This is a genomic window from Catenulispora sp. MAP12-49 (assembly GCF_041262705.1).
Taxonomy (GTDB): Bacteria; Actinomycetota; Actinomycetes; order Streptomycetales; family Catenulisporaceae; genus Catenulispora.
Genome location: NZ_JBGCCP010000010.1, coordinates 217,003 through 235,600 on the forward strand (window position 1 = coordinate 217,003; position 18,598 = coordinate 235,600).

At 71.3% G+C, this 18,598-nt stretch carries 6 protein-coding genes; all 6 read left to right on the top strand.

Features of this window, described 5'->3' with window-relative positions:
* The first annotated feature begins 5 nt into the window (after positions 1–5).
* Positions 6–632 carry a hypothetical protein gene (locus ABIA35_RS20600; RefSeq protein WP_370336020.1) on the top strand — a complete coding sequence of 209 codons (627 nt, stop codon included), beginning with the start codon at positions 6–8 and terminating at the stop codon, positions 630–632.
* Complete coding sequence (locus tag ABIA35_RS20605) at positions 632–1,327, top strand: hypothetical protein (protein ID WP_370336022.1); 696 nt, start codon at positions 632–634, stop codon at positions 1,325–1,327. Before ABIA35_RS20600 ends, ABIA35_RS20605 begins: the two co-directional genes overlap by 1 nt.
* Before the next feature lie 2 nt (positions 1,328–1,329).
* Positions 1,330–2,196 (top strand): hypothetical protein, encoded by an 867-nt coding sequence (locus ABIA35_RS20610; protein WP_370358923.1) that lies wholly within the window; start codon positions 1,330–1,332, stop codon positions 2,194–2,196.
* A gap of 121 nt (positions 2,197–2,317) precedes the next feature.
* Positions 2,318–2,746 (top strand): YbaB/EbfC family nucleoid-associated protein, encoded by a 429-nt coding sequence (locus ABIA35_RS20615; RefSeq protein ID WP_370336026.1) that lies wholly within the window; start codon positions 2,318–2,320, stop codon positions 2,744–2,746.
* Positions 2,743–3,123 (top strand): WXG100 family type VII secretion target, encoded by a 381-nt coding sequence (locus tag ABIA35_RS20620; RefSeq protein ID WP_370336028.1) that lies wholly within the window; start codon positions 2,743–2,745, stop codon positions 3,121–3,123. Before ABIA35_RS20615 ends, ABIA35_RS20620 begins: the two co-directional genes overlap by 4 nt.
* A 1-nt stretch (position 3,124) precedes the next feature.
* Positions 3,125–18,586 (top strand): hypothetical protein, encoded by a 15,462-nt coding sequence (locus tag ABIA35_RS20625; protein WP_370358924.1) that lies wholly within the window; start codon positions 3,125–3,127, stop codon positions 18,584–18,586.
* Positions 18,587–18,598 lie beyond the last annotated feature (12 nt).

Genomic DNA, 18,598 nt, shown 5'->3' on the forward strand with positions numbered 1-18,598 from the left:
CGGTCGTGAGCACCGATTCCGGTGACGATTGGAATGTCGGTTCCCACACCGCCATCCCGGGGCCGACCATCGGCACCGTGGCGGCCGACAGCGACGCGATCAAGGCTCTGGCCGACTGGTTCGAGAAGACGCTGACCGCCGACGGCGGGCTGTTCACGGCCGGGGTGTCGTGGCTGGTGGACTGCTCGGCGACCGGCGGCTACTCCGGCGCGGCGCTGCGGTACGACCTGTACGCCGGGCGCAGTTCCGGCAAGGGCAGCGCGCTGGCCGGCCCCGACGTCACCTCGGTCGGCATCCTGCCGGGCTACGCGAAGGACGACACCTACATCGCGAGCGCCTACAACCTGAAGAACACGGTCGACACGCAGCTCTCGACGATCTACACGAAGCTGAACCAGGACCCGAACAGCACCCAGATGTCCGACGGGAACCTCTACACGATGGTCTCGATGCTGGCCGACACGCTGAAGAAGGTCGCCGAGGACTACGACAAGGGCGACGCGCAGATCGAGACCGACCTGCAGGCTCTGGGGAACGCGCTGACGGACAACCTGAACAACTACCTGAACAACCACGGCGGGTCGGGGCCCGGATCCGGGAACGGCAACGGCAACGGCAACGGAGGTTCGTGATGGCCGACCAGTACACACCGCCTCCCAAGAAGACGCCGCCTCCGCCGCCGAAGAAGACCAGCACGTCGTCCACCAGCTTCGACGCGACGTGCAGCTACACGCTGAACGTCACGGTCGGCAACCCGCCCGGCTCCAGCGACCGGCACGACGACACCACCGCCCCGGCCACCGGCAAGGGCTTCGCCGGCTACACCTGGAACCAGGCCATCACCGCCATCGTCGGCGGCTGCGGCGACGGCTCCTACGGCGACCTGCCGCCCGAGGGCACGTGGGCCAAGCCGCTGACGCTGGAGACCGCGCACTACGCGATCCTGAGCATCCGCGAGATGATGGACAACTACGTCACCGCGGTCAACACCGCCCGGGACAGCATCCTGAAGAGCTGGAAGGGCCCGGCGGCGGACGCGTTCAAGACGGTCCTGAAGGCGTTCACGGACTACATCACCGCGCTGTCGACGGAGATGCACAAGTACAACGAGGCCGGGCCGAACAACCTGCTGCACATCGCGCACATGAACCAGGCGATGGGCGACGCGGCCGGGTTCATCTGGGCCGGCTCGACCTACGAGGACGGCCACGACCGCAAGACCCCCGTCACCCTCAGCGGCGACCTGAGCTACACCGGCACGATGCTCGGCGCCGGCGACGCGATGGTCCAGGCCTACGACGCGGCCCTGACCGCACTCAACGAGTAGCCATGCCCTTCTTCAACGTCCAGAACACGAAGTACAAGGACCCGAGCATCACCCCGCCCCCGGACGGTGGCGGCGGTGGGGGAGGCGGCGACGGCGGAGGCGGAGGCGACTTCGGCGGCGGTGGCGGCGGAGGCGGCAACTTCGGCGGCGGCGGAGGGGGCAGCGGCGACTTCGGCGGGGGCGGAGGCGGCGGCGGTTCCTTCGGCGGAGGCGGCGACCTCGGCGGCGGCGGTGGTGGCGGCGGCTCCGGCAGCTTCGGCGGAGGCGGCGACCTGGGCGGAGGCGGCCTGGGCGGCGGCGGCCTCGGTGGCGGCGGCCTCGGTGGCGGTTCCGGCAGCTTCGGCGGCGGCGGAGGCGGCCTGGGCAGTGGCCTCGGCGGCGGGCTGGGCGGCGGCGGCGGCACCAGCTTCACCCCGCCCCCGGACAGTCTGCTGTCGGGCATCCGCCCGCCGACGTCCGAGTTCTCCTCCCTGCCCCGCGACGGCTTCAGCTCCGGCGGAGGCGGCAGCGGCTCCTTCGGCGGCGGCCTGGGCGGCGGAGGTCTCGGCGGAGGCGGCCTCGGCGACGGCTCCGGAACCGGCAGCGCGGGCAACTTCACCGGCACCAACGGCCCCGACCCGAGCGCCGCCGACCTGGCCGCGAAGACCGCGGCCGACGAAGCAGCCGCGGCGCGCACCGCCGAGGGCGCCGAGGGCGGCGCCATGCCCCCGATGGGCGGCATGGGCGGTATGGGCAGCGGCGGCCAGGGCCAGAACAAAGAACGCGAACACAACACCTGGCTCACCGAGGACGAGGAAGTCTGGGGCGCCCGCAGCGACGCCCTCGGCGGCGTCCTGGGCACCCTGCCCGAACCCGGCGGCCGCCGATGAGGCGTACCGCGTCCCGCGGCCCGGTCTGTACTCTCCCAAGTCACGACCGGGCCGCGGTACCGGCATGTCCGCACCCGACCGAACGCCCGCTCCTCCCCCACCACACCGAAGGCCCGCGCCCATGACCTCCGGAGCCCACACCTCCGCCGACGACGTCCCTCCCGGCCACCCGCGCCTGGCGTTCGACCGCGCCAAGCTCGCCGAGCTGGTCGCCGACTCCGAGCGGCGCATGGCGGCCATCGCCGATGCCCAGAAGCGGGTCACCGAGCTGGCCGTCAGTGTGCGCTCGCGCGACCGGTCGCTGACCGTGGGGCTGGGCGCCGGCGGCGCGCTGACCGAGCTCACCTTCCACACCGGCGCCTACCGGGACATGGCCCCGGCCGAGCTCTCGCGGCTGCTGCTGGACACCGTCGCTGCCGCGCGCGCCGAGTACGCCACGCAGGTCGCCGACGTCATGGCGCCGGTGCGGGAGGGCGCGGTGCTGCCGTACGAGGACATCATGGCCGGCAAGTTCGACATCTCGGAGTTCCTGCGCGGGGGTGCGTCGTGACCGACATCCAGGCCGATCCGGACGACCTGGAGAAGCACGGCCACGCCTTCGACGGCCACGTCGCCGACATGACCTCGGTCCACGACCAGATGTACGCCCTGCTGGCCGGGGACATCGGCATCGGGAACGACGACTTCAGCCGCGGCTTCCGGGAGAACTACGTCGCCCAGGTCCGCAACCTCGCCGACAGCGTCAAGGGCGCGCGCGACGGCGTCCAGGGGATCAGCCTGGGCATGGTCAAGATGGCCCAGGACTACCGCGCGACCGACGACGCCTCACTGAAGGGCGTCACCAACCTCGGCGACAGCCTGAACCTGCCGCCGGCCACGTCGCACACCCCCGGCACCGGCTCGCACACCACCCCCCACGAGCCCTGAGATGGGTATCGACCTCCCCGAGCCGCTGCGCTGGCTCTTCAAGCTGACCGGCTCCGAATGGCCCGACGCCGACGAGGACAAGATCGCCCGGTTCGGCGAGCAGGTCGGCGGGTTCAGCGACAAGATCGACTCGGTCAACTCCAACATGGTGGACACCGTCCGGCTGGCCAACCTGTCCAACTCCGGGCCGGCGATGTCGCAGTACACGGACAACCTGCGCGACGTCGTCAACAACGGCATGCCCGGCATGTCCGTCGGCGCGCGGGCGATGGCCGTGGAGATCCACGACGCGGCGCTGCAGGCCGAGTACAGCAAGGGCACCGCGGTCATCAACATGGCGATCATGGCGCCGATGATCGTCGAGGCCATCGCCAACGCGCCGGAGACCTTCGGCGCCACGATGGCCATCGCCGAGGCCGGCGTCGCGGCCGTCCGCACCACCGTGCCCAAGCTGCTGACGCAGATGGTCGAGAAGGTCGTCACCAACACCGCGATGATGGAGGCCGGGGACCTCGCGGTTCAGGGCTACCAGGTCCTGATCAAGCGCGACCGCGCCGGCTTCGACGGCAACCTGTCGCTGAACACCGTCGAGATGGGCGCCATCGGCGGCGCCGTGGACGGCGCGCTCAGCGGGGCCCTGATGAAGGCCGCGCCGAAGTTCTTCAAGGCCGCCGAGAACGACGTCACCGACGCCTCCAAGCTGGTCTGGGCCCCGCCCAAGTGGGCCAACATGGCCACCCAGGTCGCCAACAACACCGTGACCTCGCTGATCATGGACGGCATCAACGGCCAGCCGATCGACGGCCTGAGCCTGCTGCAGGGCGCGGCCCTCGGCGCGGCCATGGGCGGCCTGCACCACAGCCCCGGCGTCAAGGTGAAGCCCTTCGACGAATTCCACATGAACGAGGACTTCCTCAACGGCGACAGCTGGGTCCGCCCCAACAGCGCCTATGAGGACAACAAGACCGGCACCAACGACTTCTCGTTCAACGTCCGCCGCCAACCCGGCTCCACCGACGGCAGCAAGACCGTCTGGTACGGCGACCCGGAGGTCACGCACCCCGAGGGCACCCCGCCCCTGAACGAGCGCCTCGGCTCGGTCATCGACAAGACGCTGGAGAACCACCCCGAAGGCGCCCCCAAGCCGCGCTTCACGGTGCTCGAGAACGTCCCCCCGGCCCAGCTGGACGGCATCCGCACCCTGGCCGCCGACAAGGGTGTGGACATCGTCGTCCCGCACGGCGCCGTCGAGACCGGCCCGCACGGCTCGATCCGCGTCCCCGGCACCGACGGCGGCTCCGGCTTCCGCATGGTCCGCCCGGACGGCACCGTGGAGCACCTCGGCTCGGTCTACGACCCGCGCCAGACCGTCGGCGACTCGATCACCGGCGGGGAGCCGCCCGAGGCCCGCATCGCGCTCGGCAGCGGCGGCACGAAGTTCGTGTCCAAGGAGGTCGCGGGCGAAGGCGACTGCACCGTCGCCTCGCTGGCCGACTCGGCCCTGAGCCAGGGCGTGACCAAGAAGAGCATCCACGCCGAGGGCCTGGACCTGTCGACCGACGGCGGCATGCGCGAGTTCCGCAACCGGATCGCCGACCAGGTGACGTCCCAGAGCACTGACACGCGCCCCGGCTCCGCCGTCCTGCTAGGCGAGCTCTCCCCCGACGGCGCGCGCACCATCCTGGACCGCATCGGGTCGCCGAAGGCATCATCGAGCTCGCACATCGACGCGCTGGACCTGGCCGGCTCCGCGACGCCGCACACCATGGACCGCGACTTCACCGGCTTCCCGGAACGCAAGATCGCCGATCCCGTCCAGGAACTCTCCCGCCGCCTGGAACAGAATCCTGCGACAGTCCTGTCAGCGCTGGAGGACCACTACAGCTCCGACGGCGACAAGGGCATGGCCCAGCTCGCCGCCTACGCGAAGGCGAAGGTCGATGCCGGCGGAGATGTCCCCCAGCACCGAGACCTCCTCGACTACGCGATCCGCGAACGCACGCTGGCCGAGACCCCGCTCGGCGGCGAGATGCTCCAGGCCGTCGCGCACACCCTGGGCCTGGACGTGGTGGTGGTCAGCGACGACAAGCCCGCGTTCCACCTGAACGGCGACTCCTCCAAGCGCGTCTACATCCACCGCGTCAGCACCGAGGACGGCCGCAACCACTACCGCGCGCTGCGTCCGGCGAATTCGAAAGGAACACAGACCAAGCCGCTGGGCAAGCTGAACAAGCGCACCCCGCATCCGCTGCCCGGTGACCGCGCCAGGCCCTCGCGGCACAGCGAAGGCGACGGCACCGGCGAGAAGCCGCGCGGCACAAAGACAACAAAGACATCCGAGACATCCCACACCGGCGACGCCCCGAAGTCGCACAGCACCACCGGAAGCGGTGGCAGCCGGCGAGCCCGCGGCCGCGTCCCGGTGTCCTCGCGCGGCGGCCACGGCGCCCTCACCCGCCGCCCCGACGGCTCGGCCGGCAACGCCCTGCACCGGCTGGCCGGCGGCGCGCACGATCCGAACGACCACGGCCTCATGGCCCCCACCACCCCGCATCCGGACGTCCCGCGGGAACCGGCCCAGGACGTCAGAGACCTGATGCGGGACGCCGGCTACACCCGCGGCGCCCCGGACCGGCCGCTGGACGGCTTCGAGAACGTCGGCGGCCCGGACGTCATGGGAGTCCGGCAGGTCCCCACCAAGCCCGACTTCCTGGGCGGCCGGCGGCTGGACGACCTGCCGCAGGAGAACCTGGACCGCTTCTTCGCGGGCATCGACCTGGCCCGGACCGACGGCCCCCCGCACGACCTCACCGATCTGTTCAGCGGGCCCGGAGCCCAGCACGACCCGCCGCAGATCCCGCGCGTCCTGCACAGCATCTGGCTCGGCGGCCCGCTGCACACCGGCGACGCCGCCCACCGGAGTTTCCTGGACACGATGCGGGACAACGCCGCCACCACCGGCCTGACCTCGGTGCTGTGGACCGACGTCCCGCGCCACGAGATCGACGCACTGCGGCGGCTTGCTCCCGGCGACGAACCATCAGAACGCGAGCAGCGGATCCAGCAGATGCTGGACTGGGCAGGAACGCACAACATCAGGCTCGCCGGCATCGACGAGGTCTTCGCCGGCGACGACCGGGCCGAGCTGCACGCCGAGATCGCCACCGAACGCGGCCGCGGCACCAAGTACAGCTACGCCACCGCCAGCGACCTGCTGCGCCTGGACATCATGCACCGCTTCGGCGGCTTCTACACCGACGGCGACAACCGGGCCACCGGGCATCTCGCCACCCTGATCGGCGAGGTCGAGGCCGACACCGGGCACGGACAGTTCGCCCTGTCCCGGCTGGACGGCGCCGAGAACAACTCGGCCTTCATCGCCCCCGCCGGCAACCGGATCGTGGAGCAGTACCGCGCGACCCTCAAACAGCGCTACGCACTCTCCCTGAACGACGTCCTGGCCGAGAAGGGCGCCCAGGGCAGGGACAACCAGATGCAGACCTGGCGCGACCTCACGCGTCCGTCCCTGCTCTCCCACCGCAACGTCCGCGCCGAGGTCATCAACCGCACCGGCCCGACGCCCTGGTTGTTCGCCAAGCTGGCCGCCGCGGTCAGGGACCCCGCCGAGCCGAACACCGGAAGCAAGTGGCTCAGGGGCATCGACAAGGCGGATCTCGACACGGGCTCGGCGTCCGCGTGGGTCCCGAATCCGCACGCCCCGGCGGGCCCTCCCCAGGCACATCCGGACCCTGAGAAGGTTGTCAGGGCGGCCGTCACGATCCTGCACCGCGAGGCGGCCAGCCGCGAAGGCGTGCTCCACCTGCCGTCGGTGATGGACGTGATCGCCGAGGCCGCGCCGGGACACCAGGAGCAGATCTGGCACGCGGTCCTGCACACCATGAACGAGACCTGGCCGCACGGAGAGCATCCGAAGCCTGACATCGTCGTGTCGGGCCGGTTCGCGAACTCGCAGAGGAGCAAGGACCCGCTCCTGCTCAACCAATCGGTCCCGCGCTCGGTCAAGGACTACCTGAACGACAGCGGCTTGTTCCCAGAGGCCACCCTGCACAGCGCGGCCGGATTCGACACGAAGCCGCCTGAAGACAGGTGGCTGCATCAGGACATGGAGAACGCGGAGTTCGGACACCTCTCCATCGAGGACGCCCGCGACGTCTACCACCTCCACAAGGGCCTGTTCAACGACGACTCCCTCCTGGACGGGTCAGAGATCGAACAGACCACCAAAGTCCTCGAACTACTGCACGTCACCTCACCCCGCGGCGACCACTCCGATCCGCTGTGGGCGCACAAGGCCCTGCGCGACCTCGTCGAGGCCCGTTTCGGGAACGAGGGCAACTACGACAAGGACACGCACCTAAAAGCCCTTCTGGACGACCACCGCCACTTCATGCGCCGCGGCCAACCCACCCAGGACGCCTACCGGCGCCACCTCGCGTACGCGAAGGCGGTCCCGACCGGTACGAAACCCGAAGAGCTCGCCACCCGCCTGAGCTCCGAGCCGCCGAAACGCCGGTTCTTCAAAACCCTCACAGCGGACGACAACGTCCGGCGCTGGGACCGTGCCGTGGACGTGCTGGCGCTGGGCGAGAAGCTCGGCGGCAACCTGTCCCACGGTCAACAGCGCGGCTTGTGGAAGCTGATCGGGCTCTACTACAACTCTCCAGACCGCGTCGCCTCCACCAAGCCTCTGACCCTGGAGGACCTGGACGGGTTCCGCAACTGGCTCACCGATGTGCATCACGCTCCCGCGAGCACCACGGACCGCGTGACCTGGACCCGCCGGATGGCCGAGCGGGCCAACGATCTGAGCCGGGTCTCCGGCAAGATCACCCCTGAGCAGCTGGCGCAGAACGCCCGGAACCGCCCGGACGAGCCGCCGGCCGGCACCTCCTCCGGCCAGGGCCACCACCTGGGCGCCGGTACCAACCTGTCCGGTCATCAGGCCTCGGCCTCGACCTCGACGGACCCGCACTACGGCACCGGGCACAGCGAACCGCGCGCGACCCTGAAGCAGTTCCACGAGGACGCCGTGCAGACCGGGCGCGAGTTCGACGAGCTCGGTCCGCTGGTCGAGCACCTGCCGCCGGCGCAGTTCCGCGACCTGATCACGCGCTCCGGGACCGCCACCGAGCACCCGCAGCGCCAGGAGCTCCTGCGGCAGTTGCACGCCAACATCGCCCAGCTGGAGCCGGCGGAAGTGCGCGCCTCGATCCAGGGCTCGCGCTTCCACCGCCACCTGTCCGACGAGCTGCGCGCCTACGGCCCGGACCCGGAGGTCGACGCGCACGACCTGCCCGCGTTCCACGACGCCGCCGAGGCCGACCGGTTCCGCGCCGAGTACGTCGAGGCGCGCCCCGACGGCAGCGGCATCTGGATCCGCGATCCGCACTCCCCCGACGACATGGCGACCCGCCACGCGTCCACCACGATGCTGGCCGACCCGGGGCACTTCTCGGTCACCATGCACGGCTCGCCCGAGCAGGTCCGCGTGGGCAAGACCACCCTCAGCGCGCACGACATGGCCAACCTGCTCCGGCACACCCCGGAGTGGAACGACGACCCGCGCCCGATCCGGCTGATCGCCTGCAACACCGGCGAGCACGACGAGGGCTTCGCCCAGCAGCTCGCCGACCTGCTCGGCGTCGAGGTCAAGGCCCCGAACACGACCGTGTGGGGCCGGCCCGGCGGCAAACCCTACGCCAGCGCGCTGGTCCGACGCCCCGACGGCACCTACCGGCCGGTCAAGGAGTCCGACGGCGCGTACCGCGTGTTCTCGCCGCGCACCGCGGGCCCGGACGGCAGCGACGGCCGGAGCCCGATCCGCCTGGACACCGCGGACCTCGGCCGCAAGCCCGCGCTGACCGTCCTGAGCCGCGCCATCGCCGGCCCCTTCGGCGACGCCCTGGCCGGCTCCGATCCGGTCACCCGGAAGATCGTGGGCGACTGGCGGCACCTGATGGGCCAGAGCGGCGGGGACAGCGAGAAGGCGTTCGACGTCTCCGAGTCGGCCCGCGACACGCTCGACAAGGTGCTCACCCCCGACACCATCGAGTGGATGGCCCGGCACGCGCCGGAGGGCACCGAGGTGAAGCAGGCCCTCGACGCTCTCTCCCTCTCCAAGGCGCGGAACCGCCCGGATCACGGCGAGACGCCTTCCGGACCGGCCACGGCGTACGTCTACGACCCGGTCACCGCGCACGCGATGAGCGCCGGCCTGTCGGTCGATCCGGTCACGGCGCACCAGCTGTCGGCCGTCCACCGTGCGCTGTTCCCGGACACCGCGCCCTCCGACACCGCGTCGATCCGCCAGGCGCACAGCCTGATGATGCTGGCGCGCGCCGACCGTGGCAGCGGCACCGTCAGGCCGGCCCATGTCCAGGACGTCATCCGGCACCGCTTCGGTCCCGACGCGACGGCCACCCCTGAGCACATCCAGCGGCTCAGCGATGAATACACCGCGCTCAAGACCCTCGGTCCGGTCGACCAGCACGCCTGGCGTACTCACCTGGAGTACCAGAAGGCCCGCGACACCCAAGTCAGCGGAGTCCCGCGGTCCTTCACGGCGGACCGGGCGCCGACCGAACGCGAAGCCCGCACCTGGACCGACGTCCTCACGGTCGCCGACGGCATCGGTTTCCATCCCGACGCCGACCATCCCGGCGCGGAGCTCAGTGCCCTGTGGTCGACGGCCGAGGCCCACCGCGAGGTGCTTCCCGCGCATTCCGCCGCTCTGGAACGTCCGCTCCGCTACTCCGACATCGAGAGCCTCGGCCGTCAGCTCGGCCTGCACCGCAATATCGCGGAAGGCGAGACCGAGCTCGAATTCGTGCGGCGGCTCAGCACGAACATCGGCGAGTTCCACGCGGCGCATCCGAACGAGCGCCTGTCGGCCTCGGCCATGGCGCGGCATCTCGATACCCACGAGGAAGCGCGTGTTCCGGCGGCACGGCCGACGCGCACGGCCGCTCCCCCGCAGCCCCGCACCGAGATCACCGACGACCAGGCCCGGGCCCTGTCCGCCGGCCTCGGTGAGCGGACCTCGCCCACCGAGGCCGGTCACCTCGTCCCGCCCGAGGGCATCAAGAAGCTCGCCGCGCTGAACCTCAAGAAGTTTCCGGCCTTCAGCGACCCGCGCCGGGAACCGCAGCTCTCCGACTTCACCGACATCGTCCACCAGCTCCTCGGCCCCGAACACGACCTCAAGACCGGCGTGGCGACCCTCGCGGCGGCGGCGACGCGGGCCCGCAAGCCCGGCAGCCTGAGCTCGCTGGACGGCGCCCTGTTCCACGACGACGGCGACTTCGTCCGCGCGCCGTGGTCGCGGGTCCGCTACGAGGCCTACGTCCCGTGGTCCGACCGGCACGCCATCGAGCGCGACGCGGCTCTGGTCTACTACCACGCCTTCGGCGAGCACGCGCCGGCGAACCCCGATGCCGGCACCGTGCGGAACATGCGCCGCGCCATGCAGGTCGCCAAGCTCGCGCACTCGTCCTACGACCGGCGCGGCCAGAGCGACCCGGAGGCGTTCTACCGGCAGCTCGGCAACCGTCTGCGTCCGCGCGCCGGCGAGAGCGGCAGCGACACCGACTCCTTCCGGCGGCTGATCACCGCCGCCGGGTCCGGCGACGGCCGGTATCAGAACCCCGACTTCCTCGCCGGACCGATGCACGGTCGGCTCAACGGCGCCGCAGACCCGCGACCGCCGCTGGGCCACAGCCTGCCGCACGCGGACGTCGAGGCCTCCCGCGCCCACGCCAAGAAGCTGCCCGGACTGTTCACCCCGACCGACTTCGGCGGCCACGAGCAGATCGAGACCCGCCTGCGGGCCCTGATCCCCGGCCGCGGCCCGCTGCACTTCGAGGTCGGGCTGCCGATCGAGCTGCGCGAGGGCTTCGGCGCGATGGCCGACCGCGGCCTGACGCTGCGCGTGACCCGCGACGGCCACGCTTACGACGTCCATCTCAAGGCCCTGCTCAAGGGCGGCCCGGAGCGCGTCGAGGAGTCGAAGGCCACCGCCAAGAACGAGAGCCGGATGTTCCGCACCGGCGACGACGGCGGCGCCAGCCTCGGCACCAGCCGCACGCTGACCGTGGACGGCGGCGTCAAGGCCGGCTTCGGCCCGCTGACCCTCGCCGCGAACGCCGGCGCCTCGCGCATCCGCAGCCGGGAGCTGACCTCCTCGGAGGCCTTCGGCGGCGACATCTATCTCGACCCGTCGGACAGTACCGCGCGGCACACCATCCAGACCCAGGTGCACATCGAGGTCACCGATACCGCGACCGGCCGCTGGGCGCAGGACGTGCCGCCGGCCGACGCCCCGGCCCACACCGTCGAGCTGCGGATCCAGGAGCACCTGACCGCCACCGAGGGCTTCGACAAGGAGCCGCACGCCGTCACCCGCGCGCTCGACGACCCCTCGATCGACCATCTGCTCGCCGAGCGGACCGGCTACGGCGACGAGCTGAAGCACTCCTTCCTCACCGATCTGCACGACAAGGGCCTGGTCCTCGACGACAAGGCCCGGGCGGCCGTGGACGGCTACTTCGCCGAGCTCTCCTCCCCGCACAACGTGGCGAGTCTGCACACCACGGACCCGCTGCGCCGGGCCGGGCTGACCACCTCGATCACGGCCAAGGGCCGCGAGGGCGACAGCGTGCCGATCACCCTCGGCGCCCACGCGATCCCCAGGACCCTGACCCAGGTGAGCGAGTCCCGCTCCGGCCTGAAGATGGACACCGTCGCCCGGCACACCGTGAAGCAGGGCGTCAGCACCGGTCGCGGCGGCGGCCTGCCGGGCAGCCTGACCGGCGGCGGGAAGTCCCACGACAGCACCGCCACCCTCGGCGTGAACGGCGCGAGCACGCGGACCGAGAACGCGAGCCTGGAATCAGCGTTCACGGTGACCCGCACGGTGCGCGCCGAGGACACCAACGCCTCCTACCGGATGGAGTCGCAGCTCGATCTGCACGTCGCCATCGGCGAGGACCAGACCGAGCACTTCAGCGTGCCGGACGCCACCGCCTGGATCCGGCTGCGCACCGACGACCACGCGCGGCTGATCAGCCCGGACGGGACGCCGGAGCGCAAGCCCGCCGCCGAGGACGCCGCCAGCCTCGACCCGCACCTGATGTCCTCCGAAGGGCTGCCGCTGGGCCAGGTCAAGAAGCTCTCGAACCTGGACGGGCTCTACCGGGACCTCACGGCCAAGCTGGCCGACCACCTGCCGGAGGAGGCGTCCGGCGATCTGGCCGCGCTGTTCCGCGCCGATCCGGCCGGCTCCTTCCTGCACGGCGCCGACGAGAAGCACGAGAACTGGCGCCGCATCGTCTCGGCGGTCTCCGGCCCCGGCCTCGTCCAGCGCGCCGACGCGCTGACCGGCGAGGGCGTGACGGTCAAGCTCCGGATCGATGGCAAAGACGTGCCGCTGCGGCTGTCCCTGGGGGATCTGAAGCCCGAGGAGGCCACCTCCCTGGGCCGCGACGACAAGCTGATGCCGATCTCGGTCCACCAGGCTTCGCAGACCTCGAGGATCCGCAGCTCCAGGCAGCAGGACCTGTCGCTGAGCACCTCGCTGGGCCTGGGCAAGAACAACGGCCTGTTCACCGCCACGATCAGCGGCCGCGAGACGAAGGCGGCGCGCTCCACGGTGTCCGGCGGCGTGCGGCAGTACACGCGCAGCCTCAGCGGCAGCACGCTGTTCGACGTCGGCGGCAAGCTGGGCTGGAAGCTGGAGCACCCCGAGAAGCCGCTCGAGGGCGAGGTCGACGGCGGCCTGCACCTGTGGGTCTCCTCGGACCTGGTCAAGGCCACGGCCGGGCTCGGCAAGCCGCTGCCGGTGCGTCCGCTGGCGCCGCACGAGCACTCGCCGCTGGCCACGACGCCCATCCACATGGCCGTCACCGGCGGCGGGATGGACGCGCTGCGCACCGAGATCGCGAAGAGGAACCCCGGTCTGGCCCACGAGTTCGGCACCGGCCGGTTCGCCGCGGAGCTGCCGCTGCTGTCCGGCGGCGGCGTGCGGGTCGCGCCGGGCGTGCACTGGGACGTCACGCCGACCGGCCGGCCGCAGGTCCTGAAGACGATGGCGGTCTACGTCGAGGGCCACGGCGAGGCCGGCACCGCGGTGGACCACGACCTGGAGGTCCGTGCGGGCAAGGGCGGCTCCGGCTTCGGCGGCGGCAAGGGCGACGACCTCACCGGCGGCGCCACGGTCAGCCACTCGCGCGACACGTCGCGGGGCTCGAACACCGGACGCGGCGAGAACACCTCGCGGCTGATGACCGCCAAGACGGTGCAGATGGCGCTGGTCCGCACCCAGGTGCGGCACCGGGTCACCGGCGTCAGCATCAGCGAGGGCAACGACAAGGGCAACGACGCCGGCAGGCCGGTCGAGCCGATCGAGACGGTCGGCGAGACGCTGGTCATGGTGCCGCTCAGCGAGCTGCACGGCCGGCAGGACCTCTACGAGTTCCCCGGGGACAGTGCCGAGAAGGTCTTCGAGGGCTTCACGGCGCCGGGCGAGGGCGATCCGTCCCAGGCGCTGAAGGCCGGGATGCTGTTCGGCCCGGTCGGCGCGCACCCGGACGGCGGCCTCGGCCTGGAGGCGACGGCCAAGGCCGGCGCGGCCTTCGGCGACCGCGACCTGAACGAGCAGGTCCGCGACCTGCTCCAGACCCCGACGCTGGCCTCGCAGATCAGGAAGCTGAGTGACGGCGGCCTGACGCACCCGATCGTCACCGCCGGCGGCGGCCGCTACGAGCTGCGCATCCAGGCCAAGACCGTCGGCCGCCCGGTGCTGCACGACACCAACACCAGCGGCGGCACGAAGAGCTACAACGCCGACGTGGCGACGTCCAGCGAGCGCACCGGCAGCTCGAAGACCACCTCGGGCGCCGCGACCTTCGGCGTCGACACCCCGGCCGTGACCGCCACCGCCACGCACACCCGCTCCGGGGGCTCGGCCGACGTCCAGACCAGGGCCCGGCGCGACATCGAGTCCGAAGGCCTGCGCTACTCGGGCGACTCCGTGGACGAGTACCGCCAGGACGTCGAGTACACGTACACGATCACCCGGATCTCGCATCCGCTGTGGAACCTGCACTTCGGCGACCGTCCGCCCGAGGCGCTGCAGAAGTCGGTCGGCGGCAGCTACGTGAGCGAAGTGCGCGTCTTCGAACGCACGACGCACGCCCTCGACACCCACGACACGCCCGAGAACGCACCCGCGGCCCGGCCGAAGCTTCCGGACACCGCAGTCGCCCTCGACTGGCACGGCCAGGAGAAGATCAGCACTCTGTTCCGCGAGGCCGGCGGCACCGAGCAGCGGCACGCGCCCCTGGACGCGGCGGTGCTCAGCAAGGGCAGCTTCGGCGCCTCGCTGCACGACGTGCTCAAGCCCGGCGGCGCCGAGTTCCGCGGCGTGGACCTCGGCGGCCGCACGCTCATGATGAAGCGCGGCGTCCTGGTCGAGGGCACGCTGAAGGCGCCGAAGAGCGTGGCGTTCCTCAAGAGCGGCACCGAACGCGAGTCCTTCAGCCACCGCGACGTCGGCACCACGACCGAGCACTCCGACAGCACGAAGCAGGAGACCAAGGGCCAGATCTCGGCCACCGGCGTCACCCCGCACGGCGTGACCGTCGGCGGCCGCGCGGGCCTGGGCCGCTCCGTCGAGGAGCGCGAGAAGACCAGCGAGACGCACAGCACCGAGACCCGCCCGCGCTGGGACCGGCAACCCGGCGGCCTGTTCGCGGTGCACGTGCCGATCGAGCTGAAGCTCGACTTCGGACGCGGCGGCGAGCCGAGCACCACGACGGTCGACGTGCTGGTGCACGTGGACGCGGCGGGGGCGGAGGCGCTCGGGGTGCCGACGGCGAAGATCCGGGAGCTGCGGGGGGATCCGGAGCCGGCGCCGGTCGCGCCGGTCGCTCCCGTCGCGCCGCCGCACGAGCCGGCGCATGACTCACCGCACGAAGACCAGGCACCGAATCCTCCGCACGACCCGACGCACGAAGAACCCGCCCTTGACGCGATCCCGCTCGACGACGCGACTCGCGAAGAACTCAGACTGTTCACTCCCGAAGAGCTGACTCAGCTGGAGAACCTCGCGCGCGACACCTCGCCCGAGGACTTCCGCCGGCTCGTCATGCGCATAAGTCTGTCGCCCGGCACCGTTCCGGAGGCAGCTCTCCTGGAGCGCGTCCCCGGCCTGATGTCGCGCGATCATGTGCTGCACGCCGTCCAAGAGATCCGCGATCAGGAACCCGCCGCACCCACCACCCCCACCCACGCCTCCGTCGCCCCGCTCGTCGCCCCCTTCACCCATCCCGGCGACGACTCGGTCACCGTCCACACCATCCCGGCCGGCACCACCGTCTACCGCCTCGTCGACATCCGCACCGCCGTGGCCCACCTCAACGGCCGCATCGAGCCGCGGAACAAGGTCGGCTGGATCCACCTCGGACGCGGCCTCTACACCGCCCCCGAGAGTGAGAGCGCCGCCGTCTACAACGACCGTTTCGACAAGGTCATGCTCCGCCTGACCCTGCGCCGGGACATGGTCGGCATGAACATCCGCGAGGCCGGCACCAACGCCGCCGAGATCGGCCACCAGCTCGGCGAGCAGCACGAGGACGGCTCCGTCCAGATCAGCGACGCCGGACGGCGGCTGCTCGACGGTTCCGACTTCGTCGCGGTCCACACCGGCGAGGCCGCCCCCTACGAGATCAAGTTCCACGAGGGCACCCTCGACGACTTCGACGTGCATCCCGATGACGCAGCGCTCGCGGGCTACGGCGACGGGGTCCTGGCGGTCTACGGCGACTGGGCCCAACATCCCACCGACCTGCCGCTGGACGCGGAACAAAACCTGGAGAAGATCGGCCTGTGGGCCACCGGCACGGCACTGCCCTGGCACCAGGTGACCGGCGCGCACGTCCGGCAGGTCGCCGACGCGGTGGGCCTGCCGCACGACCAGTTGCGCCGGCTGTCGGAGACGCTGTTCCCGATCTACATCCCCGACACCCTCGACGAGCTGCGCGAGGCGGTCGGTGACGCGATGCCCTTCGCCACCATCAAGCAGCACCAGGACGACGTCAAACTCGTCGGCGACGCGCTGGCGAACATGACCAAGCCGAGGTACGACGAGTTCCGCGCCCACGCCGGCTACCAGGACGTCGCCGACAAGGCCGCGGCCGTGGCGCGGCAGACCGACGACCTCGGGCACCTGGCCGCCGTCAACGACCTGCACGCCGCCGTCGAGCGGTTCACCGATGCGCTGCCGCCGGCGCAGCAGCAGCGGTTCGAGCACACCGACCTGTACAACGCCACCGGCCAGGCCTACGCCCGGGTCTCGATCGTCGAGCTGCGGCTGCGCCGCGACACCGGCGCGTTCCAGGTCCACATCGGGCACGACTTCGCGGACGACGCGACCCGCACCGCGTGGGTCGAGCACTTCCAGAAGGGCTTCACCGAGGGCACCGACGACGTCCTGTGGATCCGGAACATCAAGCACGACTCGGACAAGCACCTGAAGCCGGCCATCGACGCCATGAAGGCCGGTCCCGACCGGCGCTACTTCACCGTCGCGCTGCACGGTTCGCCCGGCTCCACCCACGTCGGCAGCGGACACCTGTCGGTCAAGGAGATGGCCGCCCTCGTCCGCGCGGACAAGAGCTGGTCCCAGAACCAGCGGCCGGTCCGGCTGTTCTCCTGCTACACCGGCATGGACGACCACGGATACGCGCACGAGCTCGCCAAGGAGTTGGGCGTGGACGTCATCGCGCCGAACGACAAGGCGTGGGCCGACCGGAACGGCAACACGTACGTCTCGGAGAACCTGTACAAGTACGACGCCAACGGCGTCCCGCGGCCGACCCCGAAGCGCAAGGAGCCTGAGACCGGCGCCTGGCGGCGGTTCTCGCCGGACGGGAAGGTCGAGCTGGAGCTCGCGCCCGGGCGGAAGCTGCCGCGCACGTCCGCGCTGACGCTGCTCACCCGGACGCTGCCGCGCACCGAGGACGAGATCAAGACCTGGCCCGAGGAGGCGCACGAACCGCTGCGCGCGCTGGCCGGCGTCCTGGCCACCGGCGACACGCTCTTCGAGCGGCACCTGATCGACCAGCACATGAACAAGACGCGGGACGATCTGTCGGCGCTGCTGGACGACAAGACCGTCGAGAAGCTGGCCGCGCATGTGCCGCCCGGTCGCGACGACATCCGCCAAGCCCTGCATCAGCTTTCCCCGGAGCCGGACCATGATTCCGGCCCCGACACCAGCCCCGACACCGGCCCGGTACCGCTCGATCCCGTCGCCTTCACCCTGGAGGCACCGACCCCTGAGGAAGCCCTGGCGACCCTCACGACGCGGCTCCAGAACGACGAACACGTCTGGGTCTACGCCGGCAGCTCCCCGTTCGCCCGGCGGGTGACGCTGGTCGACGGGCAACCGCATCTGGGATCGACCCGGCTCACCGCCGCGCACGTGGCCCAGTTCGGGGACGCCCAGGGCTTCGACCCCGACGACAGGCTGTCCCTCACCGATGCCGCCAACCCTGCGCCCGCACAGGTCAAGCCGAACGGCAACCAGCGCATGCTGTTCCACAACACGTCGCTGATGCTGGGCCACTTCACCGGCGACATCGTGCGGGACGGTGCCGTGACGCGCTTCGGCAACCAGCACCTCACCATCGACAAGGCGATGCCGGCTCTGTTCACCAAGCTGGCGACCCAGGATCCCGGGGAGGTGCGGACGTTCCTGGCGCTGGTCCACGACAACCGCCACCTGGCCGGCACGACGATGACCGGCAACGGGTTCGTCGCCCCGGCCAACATCCACTTCCGCCCGGCCGCGAACCGCCAGCGCGCGATCGCGCTGCCGGCCTGGCTCGGCACCCAGAACCACCACACCGACCCGCCGCCGGACCCGGAGCCGACGGAGGTGACCACGGACGTGACCTACGCGCGCTTCCGCGCCTTCGTCGACAACCGCCTGGCGGACCTCGAGGTCCCGGACGAGGACCGCGCCGAGCTGATGGGCTCGCTGGACTGGACCGCGAGCCGCTTCGACCCGAACCCGGACGCCCTGACCCCGGCCGCCCGCGACGCGCTGTTCGCCGGCCTGTACCTGAACGCCGGCGAGCGCCTGGACTTCAGCAAGAAGGCCGTGGTCCTGCAGAGCCTGGCCGGCCACGACGCCCCCATGCCGCTGAAGCTGATCGTGCGGGAGAAGTCCAAGGTGGGCCCCGCCCTGCGCACCTCCCTGACGCAGCTGCGCGGCGAACTCCCCGAGGGCTCGGCCGCCCGAGCCGCGATCCAGGCCCTCCTGGACCACCCGGACAGGGAACTGCGCCCCGCGGCCCCTCCCCTGAGCGAGGCGATATCGGTGATCATGGACCATTACTGGCCGACCATCCTCAGCTGGATGCCGGCACCGCAACCGGAATAGGAACAACGACGA

Coding starts and splice junctions, on each gene's coding strand:
- ABIA35_RS20610 (WP_370358923.1), top strand. CDS start 1,330: ATGCCCTTCTTCAACGTCCAGAACACGAAGTACAAGGACCCGAGCATC.
- ABIA35_RS20625 (WP_370358924.1), top strand. CDS start 3,125: ATGGGTATCGACCTCCCCGAGCCGCTGCGCTGGCTCTTCAAGCTGACC.
- ABIA35_RS20615 (WP_370336026.1), top strand. CDS start 2,318: ATGACCTCCGGAGCCCACACCTCCGCCGACGACGTCCCTCCCGGCCAC.
- ABIA35_RS20605 (WP_370336022.1), top strand. CDS start 632: ATGGCCGACCAGTACACACCGCCTCCCAAGAAGACGCCGCCTCCGCCG.